A 16457-nucleotide genomic window follows, 5' to 3' on the forward strand; every position below is an offset into this window, starting at 1 on the left:
GGCGCTGCCGGGCTGCGTCTGCCCCCTTGCGCTGCCGGCCGTGCTCCCGCCCGCCCCGGGGGCGGGGGGCGGGGTGGGCCGTGCGGGGGCCTGTCCTTTTGTCCGCGGACAAAAGTCGGCCCCCGTTTCGCCTTCCTCGGCCAGGTCTCAGGGCTGGGGGAGGGGCCCGGCCGTGGCGGTGCCGCCCACGCGGATCCGCGGGCCCGAAGGTCCCGGGTGGGCCGTGGCGGTGATCGTGGCGGGGCGGCCGACGGCGTCGCCCATGTCGACAGCGATCTCCGTGACGTCCTGCCCGGCCAGGTGGGCGGCCAGGCAGGCGGTGCTGTTGGCGTTGGCGACGTCCTCCGGGACACCGATCGACGGTGCGAACATCCGGGCCGCCAGCGTGCCGGCGGGGGAGGGCGGCGAGTAGACGTAGGCGCCGAGCAGGCCCGCACGGTCGCAGGCGTCACGGAGCCGGTCGAGGTCTGGCACCAGAGCCGCGAGCGCGGCACGGTCGGTGACGGGCACCAGCAGGCGCTCGCGTCCCACCCCCGCCACCCGCACCTCCGAGCCGGCCGCGTCCGAGGCGATCCCCAGGGCGGAAAGGACGGAGGCCCGTTCGGTCGCGGTCGGCCGGCGCAGGCTGACGGGGCCGGGATCGAAGGCCGCAGCCGTACCCGCACCGTCGCGTACCGCCCAGCCGTCGAAGACGCGCACGGCCGTGTGGAACCTGGCCCGGTAGCTTCCCTCGGCCTCGGCCCGGGCCGCGAGGAACGCCAGCGCGGCGACCGTGCCGTGGCCACAGGCGGGCAGCTCGCCCCGGGAGGTGAAGAAGCGCACGCGGACGCAGGGGGAGGACTCGGTCTCCGCCCGTTCCCCGCCGCCGACTCGGAGGAAGACGGCGTGCGAGGTTCCGTACTCCACGGGTACGCGTCGGCGGTCCTCATCGCTCAGCCGGTCCTCGTCCAGCACCACCGCGGTGGGGCTGCCGCCGAGGCCGTCGCGCAGACAGGCATGGACGATCACTGCAGACGGTTCGGGTCCGGCCATCCTGATGGTTCCTCTCCGCTGCGGGCCACGGCTGGTACGGAGTAGCTCTGCCCATCGGGTCGGTACGGACACCCCCTCGAACCGGACGGGGGAGGGGGCCGGACGAGCTCGGTCAGGTGAGCTTGAAGAAGAGCGTGTCCTGGGTGTACCAGTCGATCTTCTCCGTGGCGAACGCCCATTCGGCGTGCTCGAAGTCGAGCTTGTCGATGAGTTCCTGGACGTCGTAACGGAAGTCGGGGTCCAACCGGTCGAGGACGGCCCGGTAGGCGTCCGCGGCGGGCTTCGCCTTGGCCAGCGGCAGGTGGCCTATGGCGGGATACCCGTCCACGGATCCCGGCAGGGAGGGGAACCCGTCGGGCAGCTCGCTGTACAGGTAGCCCTGGGGGAGGAGGTCCGCGGGTACGCCGAGACGGCGCATCGCATCGTCGACCAGGCCGAAGAACCTGGCGGGCATGGAGTAGGTGCCCAGGTGGGACGGGTCGGAGGCGTTGTGGTCGATGATGTGCTGGAGCGCCGCGTTGTACGCGTTGCCGGCGCACTCCGCGTCCGAGTCGGTGTGTCCCGCCAGGAGGTGCTCCAGTGCCTCGGGAACGGTCAGACCCCAGTCGACGCCCTGGTGGTACAGATCGTCCTGATGGGCCTGTGCATCCCGGCGCATGCCGTCGAGACGGCGCGACTGATTTTCCGTGAGACGGCCGTTGCTTCCGAGGAAGGCCAGGACGTCGGCCTTGTCGGCGGTGGAGTAGGCGATGTTGTGACTCATGATCACCATGATGCCGACCGGCACTGACAACGGCCGGAGCGCGGCGGCGCACGCCTGGGTCCCCTCGACTTTTGTCCGCGGACAAAAGTCGGGTCCACGGCGCCCGGGTCCTAGCCTGGAGCGGTGATGACGACCTCAGCGATACTCGGCCAGTTCGACCTCTGCGCGGACCGGTCGGCCTTCCCCGACCTGGACAACGGCTACTCCTACCCCGTCGACGCACGCATCCACCTGTTCGGCGACTCCACGCGTTGGGCCGTGGTCGCCGAACTGCTGGGCTACAACCCGCGCATGGGCAACCTCGTCGACGTCGTGCACCGCTTCGGGAACTGCCTCACGAGCGGCGAGCCCGGGTACGGCGCCTTCCTGGAGCGGGTGGAGAACATGCGCGAGATCGATCCGCTGGGCGTCGAGGAGTACGGGGGAGGGGCGCCGGTGGTCGTCCGCGGCAGGGCACTGACGGTCGCCGCCGACGCCGGCACCCCGCTGCAGGACGTGTTCCGGCTGCTGGCACCCGCGCACCGGGAACTCCTCCTGGCCGACGGGAGAGAGCTGCGGGCGGGCCTTCCCGCCGACCTCCCGGAGCTGCTGCGGCTGGACGAGTGGAACCAGCCGGAGGACTTCTGGGAGACCAGCCCCAGCGAACACGAAACCTTCCGGATGCTCGCCGAGGTACTGGATTCCGGCGACCCGACCCGCTACCGCCCGACGCTCCCGCCCAACACCCACTGGTCCCACTGGCCCGACGCCGGCACCCTGTGACGTTCCACGGGACCGGGTGCGGCTGCCTGCCTCGCGACGGGGACCCCCGGCGGGGGAACCGCTTGAAGGCCCCGAGCACCTGGACGCGGGTCGTGCCGCCGCCCAGGCAGCCCGCATCGCCGACGACGACCACCTCCACGTAGGCCGGGCAGCGCTCGACGACAGGAATCGGTCAGGCCGGCTCCGGAGCGGCCTCTTCGTCGCGCCGGATCGGCTCAGACCGTTCGCCCACCGGCGGTTCCTTCGGATGCACCGCCAGTTCGGCGCTGCGACGGCGGGTCCAGCGGGCGGCCGGGGAGTTCGGACCCTGGGTTTCCGTGAGGGCGGCAAGCAGGGCGGGGGCGGTGTCCTGGGCTTCGAGGGGTGGGAGGGTGCGCCAGAGGCTGTACGTGCGGCGGGCGGCGGATTCGGTGTCGGGGGAGTCGGGGCCGTGGAGCCGAGCGCGCAGACGGAGGGTGTGGAGGTACCAGTCCAGGGCCTCGGCCGGGCGGCCGGTCAGATCGGTCAGATAGCCCCGGACTTCGCGCACCTGGATCGTGTCGAGATGGATCTCGCCATGAAGGGCGGTCGTGGTGGCGTCGAGTTCCTCGGCCAGGGCCAGTGCCTTCTCGTGCAGGCCTGCCGCCGCGGCATCCTGGATCGCGGCCAGGGGAGAGGGGGCAGGTGATGTCGGTGGCTGGTCGGGCTCGGAGCCGGTCCAGAACGCGGGGCTGACGATGCCCCACGGATGGTAGAGGTCGGGTGAGTCCGTCATCTGCGTGGTTCCCGTCGTGGTGTGCTCGTCTTGGGTCACCAGTTCACGACCCTGCGGATTCCGGTCACTTTGGTCATGTAGCTGGTGGAGTTGCGCCAGCTGTCGTACGTGACGATGCGCGTCTGGACGCCGGTGCGCGGAGCCTCGATGACGAAGCCGTTGCCCGCCCCGCCGATGAACATGCCGACGTGACCGGGGGAGGACTCGCTGCCGTCGCTGCCGGGGTTGAACACCAGGTCGCCGGGTTTGGGATGGTCGAGGTCGACATGGTTCGGCAGGTTGATCTGGTCGTAGGTGACCCTCGGAATGTCGATGCCGGCGGCCTTGTAGGCCTGCTGCATGAGTGAGGAGCAGTCGCACCATTGGTCCGGGTCCTGGCCGTGGGGGTTGGTGCAGTCCCCGCCGAGGTGGTACCAGCCGCCCTTCTGCTGGAGGGCCCATGCCACGGCGGTGCGGACCTGGGGAGGCGTGTTGGCGGGGAGATCGAAGCCAGGGGGCAGGTCCACCGCGCCGCCGGGTGTCATTTCGGTGTACTGGACGGACTTCTCCATGATCGCCTTGACGTAGTCGTACGTCTGCCCGCCCGCGAAGGAGGCCGGCGGGACGCCGTGGTACTTCTCCACCCCGCCCCAGCCGGCGTTGTACCCGGCCAGGGCCAGTTCGACGGGGGAGCCGCTGTAATCGGGGTGCTGCTTGGCGGTCCTGAGGAGGTCGCACATCATCCTGCCCTGGGAGGGGATGGCGTCCTTGGGGTCCATGACGTCCTTGTCGCCGTCGCCGTCGCCGTCGATTCCCTCGGTGGCCCATGTACTGGGGATGAACTGCGAGATGCCGTAGGCGATCGGCGCGCCGGTGGCGGGGTCGCGGGAGACGGCGTCGGGCTTGAACGTGGACTCGGCCCAGATCTGGGCGGCGAGGATGGCCGGCGGCAGGCCCTCGTCGCAGTGCGCGGCCGCGTCGAGGATGAGTTGCGCGTACTGGGGCGGGACGCCGTCTGCTCCACCGATCTTGAGGCTGCTCGCGGTCGGCCAGCTGCCGCCGGCTCCGCGGTTCCCGTCGTCGGCGAGCACGGCGACCAGCATCACCATGCCGAGCCCGATCGCCACAGGGGTGGCGACGATTCCCGCTGCGGCAGCGGCGATCCACTTCCTAGACGCCACGTGTCTCCCCCCGGTTCCCCATCCCGCCCGTGCCCCGGCGGCCACCCCATCGTTTGCTCCATCAAAGAGGGTTTCGGCCTGGCTCGAACAGGTCGGTGAGCGGGCCGACTCCTGTGATGGTGCGTGACACTATGCCACCTCCACTGCGTGGTGAGGTTAGTGGATACTTCTGCTGGTCTGTCAGATCTACAAGGTAGGGTGTTGGCGCTCGAGACTTCTGCTGTTCGAGTGTGCAAAATTTGCGCAAGCAAGCATTTGCTGCGCTTCTCTGGGGGGATTAATGCGGAAACGTCCAGAATTCCTGGGCGTGCTGCCTGCCGATGCTCGGCTGACGGTACCGGTACTGGCGCCGACGGGTGGGGCCGGGCGGTCGACGCTCGCCTTCCTGCTCGCGACCGAACTGGCCGCCGCGGGCGACACGGTGGTACTCGACACCACCCCTCGGCTGGCCTCGCCCTGGCCTGCGTGGACCACGGGTCCGGCTGGTGGCGGCCTGTCCGCACTTGCGCCCGCGGAGCCCGCCTCCAGGGAGGCCGTACGCTCCGCCTGCGCCGTGATGGGCGGCCCGGCGGGTGAGTGGGGTCTCCTGACCGACGGCCGGGACTGGAGCGCCCCTCCTCTGGACCTTCCCTCGGACCCCGCCGCGTGGTACCAACTCGCAGCACTAGGCGGCTGGCAGGCGGTGGTGGCCGACACGACGCACCCCGTGACCCACGACCTGCTCACCGCGCGCTGCGCCGGCCTGCCCGGACAGACCCGGACCTGGCTCTCCCTCCCGTACGCGGTGCCCGTCCTGTGCGCGGCGGCCTCGGCCGAGGGCGTCCAGGCGCTCCAGCAAGCCGTCATGGTGATGTCGGCGGAGAACCTGCCGCTCCACCGGGTGGTCGCGGTGCTCGTCGCCACCGGCGACGGACGGCTGCCCCCGGTCGTCCGCGCCGCCGCCACGATGCTCTCCGGCCGGACGGCCGAAGTCGTCCACCTGCCGTACGACACCACCCTGCGGGCCAACGGCCTGCGCTCGGGACGTGTCCACGGCCGCACCCGGCAGGCGGCGGCCCGCATCGCCGCCGCCGTCCTGTCCGCGGCCCACGAATCCTGGGGCGCTCCGCTCCCGCCGGCCCCGCAGCCGGCGGTTCTGCGCCCCGTATCCCCTGCATTTCCTGCCTAAGAGGTGTCTCCCCATGAGCGTGATCACTTTCGTTCTCGCCGACGACGTCGTCCCGAAGTTCACCCCCGCGGTCCCCGACAAATTGAACGACGCGGTCTCCACGATCCTGGGCTGGGCGGCCGGTGTCGGGCTGGCGGTCGCGGTCCTGGGCGGCCTCCTGTCCTGGGCAGCCATCGCCGTCGGCCACAACAGCGCCAACGCGCAGCTCGCCGCCCGCGGCAAGACAGGCGTGCTGGCCTCGCTGATCGGGGCCGGAGGCATCGGCGCAACCTCGGCCCTGGTGCTGATGGCGTACAACCTGATCGGCAACAAGTGAGCTCCGGGACCGACCGGAAGGCGCGCCGAGCCCGGCTGACTCTCGTCGGCCTGGGGGTGCTCGCGGCCGCACTCCTCGTCGGCGGCGGGTACACGGCAGCAGTGCTGCTGAACGACGGCGGCGGATCTGGGACTCCCGCTGCGGGTGCCGCAGCGTCGGGAGCCCCCGGGCAGGCCCCTTCGGGCGCGCCGTCGATGTCGGCGCCCGGGAAGCAAGGACCGAAGACGCCGGAGACGGGCTTCAAGATGGTCCTGGACAAGCCGAAGGACCACGCCAACGGCGTGGCCACGGGATTCGCTCCCTCACCTACTGGGGCCATCAGTGCGGCGGTGTACTGGTGGGAGGAGTACGCCTGGCTGGATGACCAGAAGGCGCGGCAGCAGCTGGAGGCTGTGGTCTCGCCCGACTCGAAGGACTACATCGACCACCAGGTCTCCGAAGTGCGCAAGCTGCGGGAGGGGATCGGGCTCCCGCCCTCGGGCGGCACCCCGTCGGGCATCACTTTCACTACGTCGGTCATTGCGGAACGTACATACTCGCTGCCGGTGGAGGGAGAGAAGCCTGGTGCTGTCGTTGAGGTTTGGCTGGCCTACGACCGGTACGCGACAGGACCGAATGGACAGCCTGACGAAAAGCCGCTGAAGAACCAGCTCACCAACGTGATTCTGCGCTGGCAGAACGGGATGTGGCGAATCACCAACCAGCCGGACTACGTGAAGCACTCGAACTACCCCATGACGTACTCCCCTGGGTCCGCGACTGCCTGGCTCGACGGGTGGAGGCAGGTCCAGCATGCAGGCTAAGGCTTCATTGCTTCTCCTGGCGCGGGCTCTGCTGGTTCTGGTCGCGACGTTGCTATGTGCTCTGGGCGCGTTCTCGGCGCCGGCCGTGGCGGACGAAAGGCCGGGCAAGCCTGAATGGTATTCCAATGTTGGCCCACCCCAGCCGATTCCAGATGATTTCCAGGCGAGTGCCGACGGGGAAATCGGGATCGACCAACAAGGGCACTACTGCTACGCAGGGCGTATCAGCGATTTTAGGGCTTGTCGTCAGGCCAATCCTGGCGAGATCCCCGGGCGTCTCGAAATCTGCGAAAACGCGGACGGAACGGCCGCCGACATCAAGCCAACGCCTACGAATCCCGCGAGCTGCGACAAGGATGCACAGAAAGAGTTCGAGCTCAAGCGGCTCAAGGAATGGCAGGATGCCAACAAGGACAAGCAGAAGCTGGAAAACTATCCCAAGCTGAACAAGGCCCTGACGGAATGTGTGAACGAGGGTAAGCCGTTCAAGGTCTGCCTGAATGAGTTCGGGCCGAACCTGCCGCTGGAGCCGAGCATCAAGGATTGGGCGGCGGGGCAGATCTCCAAGTTCGCGAGCGACGCCCTGAAGGAGGCCGCCAGCTACATCGGTAAGGGGGTGGTGTGGCTTCTCGAGGAATTTGCGAAGCTGTTCAACGACTCGTCGAGGATCAAGCTCGGTCAGGCCGGTATCGGCAAGCCGCTGGGCATCACCATGGCGATCAGTGCGATGCTCGCCGCGTTCCTGATGCTGATCCAGTTCGGGAAGACGGCCATCTCCCAACGTGGGGAACTCGCAGGTACCGCCGTGGGCGGGTTGTTCAAATGGGCGGTCGTCAGCAGCGTGTACCTGATCTTCACCGACCAGGCGCTCCGGCTCGCCGACGAACTTTCCACATGGATGATCGAGTTCTCCTTCGGGAAGGAGGGCGGCGGCGCTGAGGCGATGCAGCAGCAGCTCGGGAAGTTGTTCGGCGCCCTGGCCACGGGCACCGGGGCTGCCGCGGTTGGGGGAGCCATGGTCACGGGCGAGGCTCTCGCGCCGGCCGCCGTCGGGGTGGTCATCGTCCTCGGAGTCATCTCCATCGTTGCGATCGGTGCGCTGTGGATCGAGATGCTGATGCGCCAGGCCGGGATCATGGTTCTGGTCGTCGCCATGCCGATCGTGCTGACGGGGGAGATCACGGACTCCACCAAGAACTGGTGGCCTTCCGCACGCAACGCGATGATCAGTCTGATCCTCATGAAGCCGGTGATCGTCCTCCTGTTCACGATCGGGTTCTTCGCCATGGGCGAGAGCACCGGCATCCAGAACGTGATCGTCGGACTCGTGATCTTCCTGGGTGCCTGCTTCTGCTGGCCGGTCCTCGCGAAGTTCATGACCTTCACCAGCAACGGCGACGGCAACAGCGCGTTCTCCGGGCTGATGAGCTCGATCGGCTCGTCGGCCCCCTCGCGATCCGGCGGCGACGGCGCCGGTGCGGTCGGCGGCGGTAGCGGCTACACCAAGGCCCTGGAGCAGGAAGCCACAGCGCCGACGGACGGCGGCAGCGGCAGCGCGGTTCTGGGCGGAGCGGCCCGAAGAGGCGCCTTCGCCCAAGGCGTGTCAAAGGCCGCTGTCGGACTCCAGCTCGCGGCCGTCGGCAAAGACGTCATGGAATCGGGCATGGCCAACACGGCGGCCAATGCCGGGCTGGGCCACGGTGCTCCCGGCGGCCGGCACGTCGTGATCGGCCAGCAGAGGACCGGCGGTGCGCAGCCGGGGCCTTCGGAGTCCGAGGTGCCGGAGACGGTCTCGCCCGTGGGCGGGTTCGTTGAGGTCCCCCCGCCGCCACCCCGGCAGGGGATCCAGGTCAGTCCTGCCGAGCCCACGCAGATGTACGACGGCACCCAGCCCATGGACCCGCCGTCGCCCGGTAAGGAGAACTGATGGCGCAGAGTCCCCCCACGTACGGGGGCTGGCAGTCCGAGCGCAGCGGGTGGTTCGGGCACATGTCCGGGCCCGGGTTCGCGCTCGTCGCCGTGGCCTCGCTGTTGCTGCTCCTGCCGCTCAACCTCGGGAGCTGGACGGCGGCGCTGGTCTGCATCCCGATCAGTCTCCTCCTCGTCGGCCTCGCCTTCGGCCGGGTCATGGGCTTGTCCGCCGACGAGTGGATCCTTCTCGCAGTTAGGCACCAGATCGCCGTGGCAACCCGCCGGAACATCTTCCACAGCGGGGCCCTGGCCCCGCACCGCAAGGAGACGGGCGAGCAGCCCATGGATCTGCCGGGCACCCTGGCCCGGCTGCGGATCCTGGAGGCCCCGGACGGTCTCGGCGGTCGGCTCGGCATCTGCCACGACCCGGTCGCCGCCACCTACACGGCCATCGCCCGCGTGACGTACCCGGGCCTGGCCCTGATCGACACCGACCGGCAGGCCACCCGCGTTGCCGGATGGGCGGCGCTGCTGCGCACGTACTGCACCGAGGACTCGCCCATCACCCGCCTGAGCGTGCACCAGCGGGTCCTGCCGGACGACGGCGCCGCGCTGGCGTCCTGGACCGCCCGGCACATCAGCGCGGACGCACCCGCCGCGGCCGTGACCGCGCTCACCGAGGTGATGGAGGGCGCCGGCCCGTCCGCCTCCGCCCGCGAGACCTACCTCTCGGTGACCCTGTCCGCCTCCCGCGCACGCCTGGCCATCAAGGGCGCCGGCGGCGGCCAGGTCGGCGCGGCCGCCGTCCTCGTCCGCGAACTCCACGCGATGGGCCAGGCCCTGTCCAGCGCGAGCCTCCAGGTCGAGGAGTGGCTGGACCCGCGAGGGGTCGCCCAGACCATCCGCACCGCCTACGACCCCGACGCACAGGTCATGCTCGCGACCCGCAAGGCCGTCGCCGGCCAGCCGGGCTGGGAGGGTGTGGCGCCGGGCGTCGACGTCGAGCTCGCCGGGCCCGCATACGCGGAGACCGGTATGGGCGTCTATCAGCACGACGGCGCCTGGACCGTCTCCTACCAGGTCCGAGGCTGGCCCCAGTCCCAGGTCTACGCCACCTTCCTCCAGCCGCTCCTGCGCCCGCGCTCCAACGCCCGCCGCAGCCTGTCCCTCGTCTACGAGCCGCTGGGCCCCCGCCGGGCGCGCAGCGAGCTCGCCCGCGAGACCACCAAGCGCAACGCCGCCCGCAAGCTGCGCGCGAAGACCGGCCGGGACGAGAGCGAGGACGAGCGCCGCGCCGAGATGATCGCGCGCCGCCAGGACGCCGAGCGCGCAGCCGGCGAAGGGGTGGTCCGCATGACCGCGATCCTGTGCGTCACCGTCACCGACCCCGACGAGCTGGAGACCGCCTGCGCGGAGATCCAGGCCGACGCGGGCGCCGCCAGCCTGGAGCTGCGCCGGATGTGGGGCACCCAGGACGTCGGCTTCGCCGCTGGCGCCCTGCCCCTGGGCCAGGGCCTGCCCGACCGGCGGGGGGCCTTCTGATGGGCTTCCTGCGCCGCAACACCGACGACGACACCCTGCTGGCCGAGACGGGGCTTCGCGAGGCCGCCGGGCTCGCGCCCGTCCCCGCGAGCCGGCGCCCCGTGCCCGTCACCGCCCGCGAACAGCGCGAGGCCCGGCTGCTGGAGGACCCGGCCTCGGTGATGCGGGTCGCCCCGAAGAAGGGGTGGAAGGGGCCGTTCGCGGGCCGGGCGGCCTCGCTCCCGCGCGCCGAGGTCGTCCGCAGCACGACCCTCAACGCGGCCGGGGCGTTCCCGTTTCTGCACGCCGCCGGCTTGCCCGCGATCGGCGCGTACATCGGGCACAACGTCCTGACCACGGCGGCGTTCTCCGCCCACCCGACGGTGTGGGTGCAGCAGGGCCTGGTCACGAACCCGAACGTGATGATCACCGGCATCCCGGGATCGGGCAAGAGCGCGCACGTCAAGGCCCTCGCCTTCCGCCTGATGGCCTTCGGGCACAAGGCGCTGATCGCCGGGGACGTGAAGGGGGAGTACGCGGCGATGTGCCGCCACCTGGGTGTCGAGCCGGTCCGGCTCGGTCCCGGCCTGCCCGGACGCCTCAACCCCCTCGACGCCGGACCGCTCGGCCAGGACCTCGACGAGATCAAGGACCCCGCGGTCCTCAAGGGCCGGCTGACGGAGATCCACCGGCGCCGTCTGACCCTTCTCAAGGCTCTGCTGGAGCTGCAGCTGCGGCGGACCCTGCAGCCGCAGGAGGAGGAAGCCCTCGACATCGCGGTCCGCGACCTGACGGGGGAGCTGTACGGGACGACGTCCCTGCGTACTCCGACGCTGCCTCTGGTCTACGACAAACTCCGTGACCCCACGGACTTGATGGCGCGAGAGCTGCGGATCCGGGACGGAGATGTGCAGCGGGCCCGGGAGTCCATGGCCTCGATCCGCTCGGCCCTCGGCATCATGGTCACCGGCCACCTCGGCGGCCTCTTCGACGAGGAGACCTCCCTCGGCCTGGACTGGACCGCACCGATCCAGAGCGTCGACATCAGCGCCCTGACCCCGTACGGCGACGAGACCGTGGCCATGGTCCTGTCCTGCGTGTCCTCCTGGGCCCAAGCGGCCATCGACCGGCCCGGGCAGGCACCCCGCATCGTCATCCGCGACGAACTGTGGCGCCAAATGCGCTCAGGAGGCGCCGCGATGGTCAAGAAGATCGACGCCGACCTGCGTCTTTCCCGGGCCACGGGCACGATTCAGATCCTGGCCACCCACCGCCTCTCCGACTTCGAGTCGGTCGGTGCGGCCGGATCCGAAGCCGTCGCCATCGCCCGCGACCTGATCTCCAGCTGCGAGACCCGCATCCAGCTCGCCCAGGACACCCGCCCCCTCGCCTTCACCCGCGAGGCGATCGGCCTTACTTCCGCGGAATGCGACCTCATCGGCTCCTGGGGAGCGGCCCAGCGTGGACGTGCCCTGTGGAAGGTCGGCCGGGGCGGCGGCTCCCACGCGGTCCAACTGATCTTGTCTCGTACCGAGATGAGTCTCTTCGAGACCGACGAACGGATGGTGATCTGACGTGTTCGACCGCACGACCCCTTCGTCGACCCCCTCAACGGTGGACGACAACACGCTCCTCGCCGCGTACGGAGTCGGCCTCGTCGTCACGGTGACGGGAGCCGTCCTGATCGCCGGGCCCCTCGCCGCCCTGCTGTCGGGGCGGGGCTGGGCCCGCAGTGACGACGGCCTCCCCGAGACCGTCGTCTACGCCCTGGCCAAAGGCCCCGCGTCCGTCTTCCACCCGGCCCCGCCCTCCTGGCTGTTCTACGCCCTGACCGCATCTCTGGTCCTGGCCATCGGCGTCGCCGCCGTCAAGGCCGCCGTCCTGTTGTCCTCGTTCCGCAAGGGCACCGGCGGCGCCCAGTGGGGCGGATCGAAGACCGAACGGAAGATGGCCGCGCTCGATGACCCAGCTCGGCGCGTCAACCGCATCACCGCCGGACGCGGCATGGGCACCAAGAAGATCGTCGCCGCGCAGCCCAACATCTCCGCCACCGTCTTCGGCGTACCCGGATCCTCGAAGACGACGGGTCTGGTCCTGCCGAACGCCGCCGAATGGGCCGGACCGCTGGTGGTGACCACCACCAAGGCCGCCGACCTGGACGTCATCTACGCCCGTCGCCGTGCCATCGGACCGGTCTGGGTCATCGCCCCGGCCGGTATCCCCGGACGGGGCGGCGACCACTGGTCGCCGGTCGAGTACTCCACCGACGCAAAGGCCGCCGACCGCATGGCCTCCTGGCTGGCCGAGGCCTCGTCCTCGGGTGACGACACGCGGGCCGCGCCGTGGATCGACCAGGCCAAGAGCATCCTCAAGGGCATCCTCCTCGCCGCCCGCCTCTCCGGCGGGGGCATCGGCGACATGCGCCGCTGGATCTCACTCGGCAAGGACGCCGTCGACCACGTCCGCGCCGTACTCCTCGCCCACGGCTACACCGACGTCGCCGAAGACTACGCCTCCCCGTGGCTGCGCCTGCACGAGGACGGCGTTGGATCCATCCAGTTCAGCCTCAATGTCCTGGCCCGCGTCTTCGCAGACGAGGAGGTCCGTGAGACCTGCTCCCGCTCCGACTTCACCTTCGAGGAGTGGCTCGAGAAGCGGGGCACCATCTGCATCATCGCCTCCGAGGCCGACGCCGACCGCTTCGCCCCGCTCATCAGCTCCCTGATCGCCGGAGCGATCCACGCCGCGGAAGCCCTGTACAACTCCACCGGCACGCCGATCGATCCGAGCGTCGGCATCCTCGTCGACGAGGCCGGCAACATGCTCCGCTACCCCCGCCTGCCCAACATCCTCACCACCGGTCGTGGCATGGGCATCACCCTGCTCACCGTCTGGCACGACCTCTCCCAGCTCCGTGAATCCCTCGGGGCCCAGAAGGCCAACACCGTCCTGTCCGCCAGCGGCCTGCGCATGCTGCTGCCCGGCTGCGGAGACCTGGAGACCCTGCGCTACTTCTCCGGCCTCTACGGACGCACGGAGGTGATGAAGACCAGCCACGGCCGCTCCCGCGGCGAGCACTCCACCAACACCCAGGCCACCGAGACCGACCTCGCCCCGGTTCACTCGCTCCAGCAGCTCCCGGACTTCACCGCGATCGCCCAGTACACCAACCTCCCGCCGATCAAGGTGAAGATGCGCCTCACCTTCCGTGAGAAGGACCTCAAGAAGCTTCTGGCCGCGCCAAAGGTCACCTTCGCCAAGAAGTGACGCCGACAATCACCGAAGCCGCCCAGGAGGCGCACGTGCCTTACCCGATGAACCCCGCCGACCTCTGGCCCATGCCGACCGGCGCCGCCGCCCAGAAGCCCGAGCCGCAGCGCTGGGTGTGGGTGGCTATGCAACCCGCGGAGCGGCGGACCCGGATGCGCGAGCTCGGCGGATGGGTCGACTGGCTCCGTACCACCTTCGAGCTCCATAACACCATCACCCACTGCTGGTACCGGCACCCTGCGGTCGTCGAGCACCTCACCGCCCTCTACACCGGCTGGATGCGCACTTACGCCGGCGAAGAGGCACCCGGACGCGAGCTCGCCGAAGCCGACTGGATCAACACCCTGCACGCCCTCACCCCGCGCCTTAAGCTCCCCGCCTGCGCGACCGGCACCCACCAGGAACCCCCGCTCCTCGTCCCCGCGCCGCCCGGCAGCGCAGAGGACTTCGAGCTGTACTTGACGATCTCGGACGCGACGACGATTCCCGCTGCCCACCCGGCGGCTGCCGAGCTCGCCCGCCGCGAAGCCGAGTTCGACGCTCCGCTGTAGCCGCTTCACAGGGGAGGCCAGCCCCGGTTCCGGATTCCTACAGGGATCGGCCCCGACTTCGTGGCCCGTGTGCAGTGCCGGTACCCAGGCTCGGTCCCTGCAGCCGCGGTGCCGGGGCGGCCGGTGGCCGTATCGGTGTACGCGCCGCGCGGAAGGTTTCCTGGATACGGAGACGCAGGGTGTTCTCGGCCTGGGCCGCCTCGGGCGCGAGGCTCCGCCGCCGATCGGTTTCGGTGGTGATGAGGTGCCGCTGCTGAAGCCGTAGCCCGGCCTGCTCACGTGCCCTGGATTCCCGGGCGCCCAGGAGTTCGCTGTCTTCCCGGGCCGAGGTCCTGGCCCGCTCGATGAGCTCGGGGGACGCTCCGCTCTCCATCAGCTGCCGAGTCGGATCCGGTGGGGGCACCACCGGTGTGACGAGGGAGGCCGCCCTGTCCGCGCGGGCCAGGTCTGCCGAACGGGCGACCAGTTCCGCATCCGGTACCAGCAGGAGGGGCAGGGGCCTGGCGGGTGAGAGGGGACCGTCACTCAGGACATCCATCATGGGTCGTACCGCTTCATGACGGAGACGTTCCGGACTGCGGGCGGGGAGCATGGCGGCGACCGTGCCGGAGTCGAGGGCCAGGCGGTGCAGCAACGGGCTGGTGGTCGCGTTGACCTCGCCGCGGGCCGTGAACTCCATGACCACGTCCTGGTACCGCGCCAGCCACTCGGAAGCCTCCTGCGGCGGAAGCTGCCGGGCCCGGAGGGCACGGAGGGTGTCGGCGCCCTCGGCGGCGTGGCTCAAGAGCCCGTTGTCGAGTCGCTCGTTGACGTAGAGGTCGGTGCCCGTTCGGTCGGTGAGAGTGATCCGGCGTACGGCAGGACTCGCCTCGACGGCCGCGATGGTCCGCGGCATCATCTCGTACGCGCTGTCGTGCGCCGAGGGCGGCGTCCAGCGTCCCGCGTCGAGGTAGCGGTGCAGGCTGTCGAGCCGGCTGCGTTCCCCGGACACCGCGAGGCCGACGATTTCCACCGGTCGGCCGGTGGCGGCGAACCGCTCGGCGGTCGATACCGTCATCTCCGCATCTCTGAACACCCCCTCCAGCATCAGCCCGTACCCGTGGGTGAAGGCGTAATCGATGCTCATCCTCACCCAGGCGCCGGACGCCTGGCCGGTGGCATTGGGGAAGAGCATGGGCTGCTCGTTGAGGAGCTCGGCGTAGCGCGGATGCATGAAGCGCAGTTCGTCCCCGGTCAGCGGGACGAGCTGGGCGCCGTGCCGTTCCACCGCCGCCTTCATGGCCTGGCTCTTGCCCGCGGCCGGTTGCCCGCCGACCAGAACCAGCGGGGGCGACTCCTGGGGTTCGTAACCGCGGAAGACGAAGTCGCGTACACGCTCGTCGAACAGGTCGGCCAGTTCCTTCTCGGTGAGGAAGTAGTCGCCGGCCTCAGCCACGGGCGTCCTTGATCCGCGTGATCTCCAGCCGCCACTGCTCGATGTGCGCGATGAGCCGGGCACGGTCGTGAGCGGGGACAGCCCGCTTGGTGTCGCGCAGCTCCATCACCTTCTCCCACCAGCGCGTGCGTTCCTCGGGCGTGGCAGCGGCATTGGACAAGCTGTTGTAGTAGCCGCTGAGCCGGGTCGCGGTCTCGGCGAACGTGTCGTAGACCATCGCGGTCGGCACGTTCTCGTACGGATCGGATGCGGTCATGGGGTTCTCCTTCGCGGCGAGCGGAGCAGCCTACGTCTCAGGTGTTTGCACCGTCACACCCGATCCCTCGGATGCGCTTCCCGGTACCGGTCGAGGACAGCGTCGACCGAGCTTCCGCATCGGCCGGGTTTCCTTGCGGCAGCAGTCGCATCGGCGGCCGAGATCGTCGATTGCCGCCCCATGACGATGATCCCTTCGGCGCGGCGAAGCGGCTCAGCCCTGCGGGGGGCTGAGGTGGTCGATCCCTGCCAGGACGTCCATGTCCAGCTTCAAGGCAGCGGTGAGGTCTTTGCGCGTGAACCGGGAGGGGTCCTTGGCGTACTTCTCCCGCCCCAGATCGGAGGTGAACCGGTCTTCCGGAATCCGGTCCGCGCCCTCCGGCAGGAACTTGATGACCTCTTCAAGGGCAGCCGCTCCGTAAGCGACGGCCGGACGGACGTCACGGTGGTCGGTGGGCGCGGTGTTCAGGAGCCGGATCCCGGATTCGGTCGACACCCGTTCGCTGACCCACAGGAACTCACCCGGGTCGATGATCTGTGAGGGCTCGGGGCCTCCGAACGCCGGGGGCGCCACCGGCCGGTCGTCGGCGAACACGAATTCGAACACACGGGTACGGCCACACTCCGGGCAGAGACCCTCGTACACGCTGACCAGCACACCCTCGCGGTTCTCCACGTGGTGTTCACGGTCGAACCGGTTCGTTCCGCACACACAGGGATGAAGATCCATGTAGAGGTGCGATTCCTGTGCCGAAC

At 69.9% G+C, this 16457-nt stretch carries 16 protein-coding genes; 9 read left to right on the forward strand and 7 right to left on the reverse strand.

Translation table 11 applies throughout. The features are described 5' to 3' along the window. Positions 1–147: 147 nt before the first annotated feature. Entirely contained in the window at positions 148–1032 is an 885-nt protein-coding gene (locus AB0469_RS33960) for a PhzF family phenazine biosynthesis isomerase (protein ID WP_366455338.1), read from the reverse strand. A 112-nt stretch (positions 1033–1144) separates the two neighbouring features. After that, positions 1145–1795: a hypothetical protein gene (locus AB0469_RS33965; protein ID WP_366455339.1), complete on the reverse strand. Its 651-nt coding sequence runs from the start codon at positions 1793–1795 to the stop codon at positions 1145–1147. Positions 1796–1918: 123 nt separating this feature from the next. Between AB0469_RS33965 and AB0469_RS33970 the strand changes: the two genes are divergently transcribed. Beyond that, complete coding sequence (locus AB0469_RS33970) at positions 1919–2557, forward strand: hypothetical protein (protein ID WP_366455340.1); 639 nt, start codon at positions 1919–1921, stop codon at positions 2555–2557. A 172-nt stretch (positions 2558–2729) separates the two neighbouring features. On the opposite strand, the gene AB0469_RS33975 is transcribed toward AB0469_RS33970, so the two are convergent. Together AB0469_RS33975 and AB0469_RS33980 are read right to left on the reverse strand one after the other, a co-directional pair. Further along, complete coding sequence (locus tag AB0469_RS33975) at positions 2730–3350, reverse strand: tetratricopeptide repeat protein (protein WP_366455341.1); 621 nt, start codon at positions 3348–3350, stop codon at positions 2730–2732. Then, positions 3347–4471: an NlpC/P60 family protein gene (locus AB0469_RS33980; protein WP_366455342.1), complete on the reverse strand. Its 1125-nt coding sequence runs from the start codon at positions 4469–4471 to the stop codon at positions 3347–3349. Before AB0469_RS33980 ends, AB0469_RS33975 begins: the two co-directional genes overlap by 4 nt. A gap of 307 nt (positions 4472–4778) precedes the next feature. Between AB0469_RS33980 and AB0469_RS33985 the strand changes: the two genes are divergently transcribed. The 8 genes from AB0469_RS33985 (at position 4779) to AB0469_RS34020 (ending at position 14011) form a co-directional block, all read left to right on the forward strand. Next, a complete protein-coding gene (locus tag AB0469_RS33985; RefSeq protein ID WP_366455343.1) occupies positions 4779–5639 on the forward strand; it encodes a hypothetical protein in 861 nt (286 codons plus the stop codon). A gap of 13 nt (positions 5640–5652) precedes the next feature. Next, positions 5653–5955: a hypothetical protein gene (locus tag AB0469_RS33990; RefSeq protein WP_366455344.1), complete on the forward strand. Its 303-nt coding sequence runs from the start codon at positions 5653–5655 to the stop codon at positions 5953–5955. A gap of 101 nt (positions 5956–6056) precedes the next feature. Beyond that, complete coding sequence (locus tag AB0469_RS33995) at positions 6057–6758, forward strand: hypothetical protein (RefSeq protein ID WP_366455345.1); 702 nt, start codon at positions 6057–6059, stop codon at positions 6756–6758. Next, positions 6748–8685, forward strand: a complete 1938-nt coding sequence (locus AB0469_RS34000) for a hypothetical protein (protein ID WP_366455346.1) — start codon at positions 6748–6750, stop codon at positions 8683–8685. Before AB0469_RS33995 ends, AB0469_RS34000 begins: the two co-directional genes overlap by 11 nt. Continuing rightward, on the forward strand, positions 8685–10211 hold the full coding sequence (locus AB0469_RS34005) for an SCO6880 family protein (RefSeq protein WP_366455347.1): 1527 nt from the start codon (positions 8685–8687) through the stop codon (positions 10209–10211). Before AB0469_RS34000 ends, AB0469_RS34005 begins: the two co-directional genes overlap by 1 nt. Next, positions 10211–11764 carry a type VI secretion protein gene (locus AB0469_RS34010; RefSeq protein ID WP_366455348.1) on the forward strand — a complete coding sequence of 518 codons (1554 nt, stop codon included), beginning with the start codon at positions 10211–10213 and terminating at the stop codon, positions 11762–11764. Before AB0469_RS34005 ends, AB0469_RS34010 begins: the two co-directional genes overlap by 1 nt. A gap of 1 nt (position 11765) precedes the next feature. Further along, complete coding sequence (locus tag AB0469_RS34015; RefSeq protein ID WP_366455349.1) at positions 11766–13457, forward strand: type IV secretory system conjugative DNA transfer family protein; 1692 nt, start codon at positions 11766–11768, stop codon at positions 13455–13457. A 35-nt stretch (positions 13458–13492) separates the two neighbouring features. Next, a complete protein-coding gene (locus AB0469_RS34020) occupies positions 13493–14011 on the forward strand; it encodes a hypothetical protein (RefSeq protein ID WP_366455350.1) in 519 nt (172 codons plus the stop codon). 37 nt (positions 14012–14048) lie between these two features. Here the strand turns inward: AB0469_RS34020 and AB0469_RS34025 are convergent, their stop codons facing one another. The 3 genes from AB0469_RS34025 to AB0469_RS34035 all read right to left on the reverse strand — a co-directional run bounded on the left by AB0469_RS34025 (position 14049) and on the right by AB0469_RS34035 (position 16308). Continuing rightward, entirely contained in the window at positions 14049–15446 is a 1398-nt protein-coding gene (locus tag AB0469_RS34025; RefSeq protein WP_366455351.1) for a zeta toxin family protein, read from the reverse strand. Next, a complete protein-coding gene (locus AB0469_RS34030) occupies positions 15439–15702 on the reverse strand; it encodes a hypothetical protein (RefSeq protein ID WP_366455352.1) in 264 nt (87 codons plus the stop codon). The genes AB0469_RS34025 and AB0469_RS34030 overlap by 8 nt, the downstream gene beginning before the upstream one ends. 213 nt (positions 15703–15915) lie before the next feature. Further along, positions 15916–16308, reverse strand: coding sequence for a hypothetical protein (locus tag AB0469_RS34035; RefSeq protein ID WP_366455353.1), 393 nt, complete (start codon positions 16306–16308; stop codon positions 15916–15918). Positions 16309–16457 lie beyond the last annotated feature (149 nt).

This window comes from Streptomyces sp. NPDC093801 (genome assembly GCF_040701585.1).
Classification (GTDB): domain Bacteria; phylum Actinomycetota; class Actinomycetes; order Streptomycetales; family Streptomycetaceae; genus Streptomyces.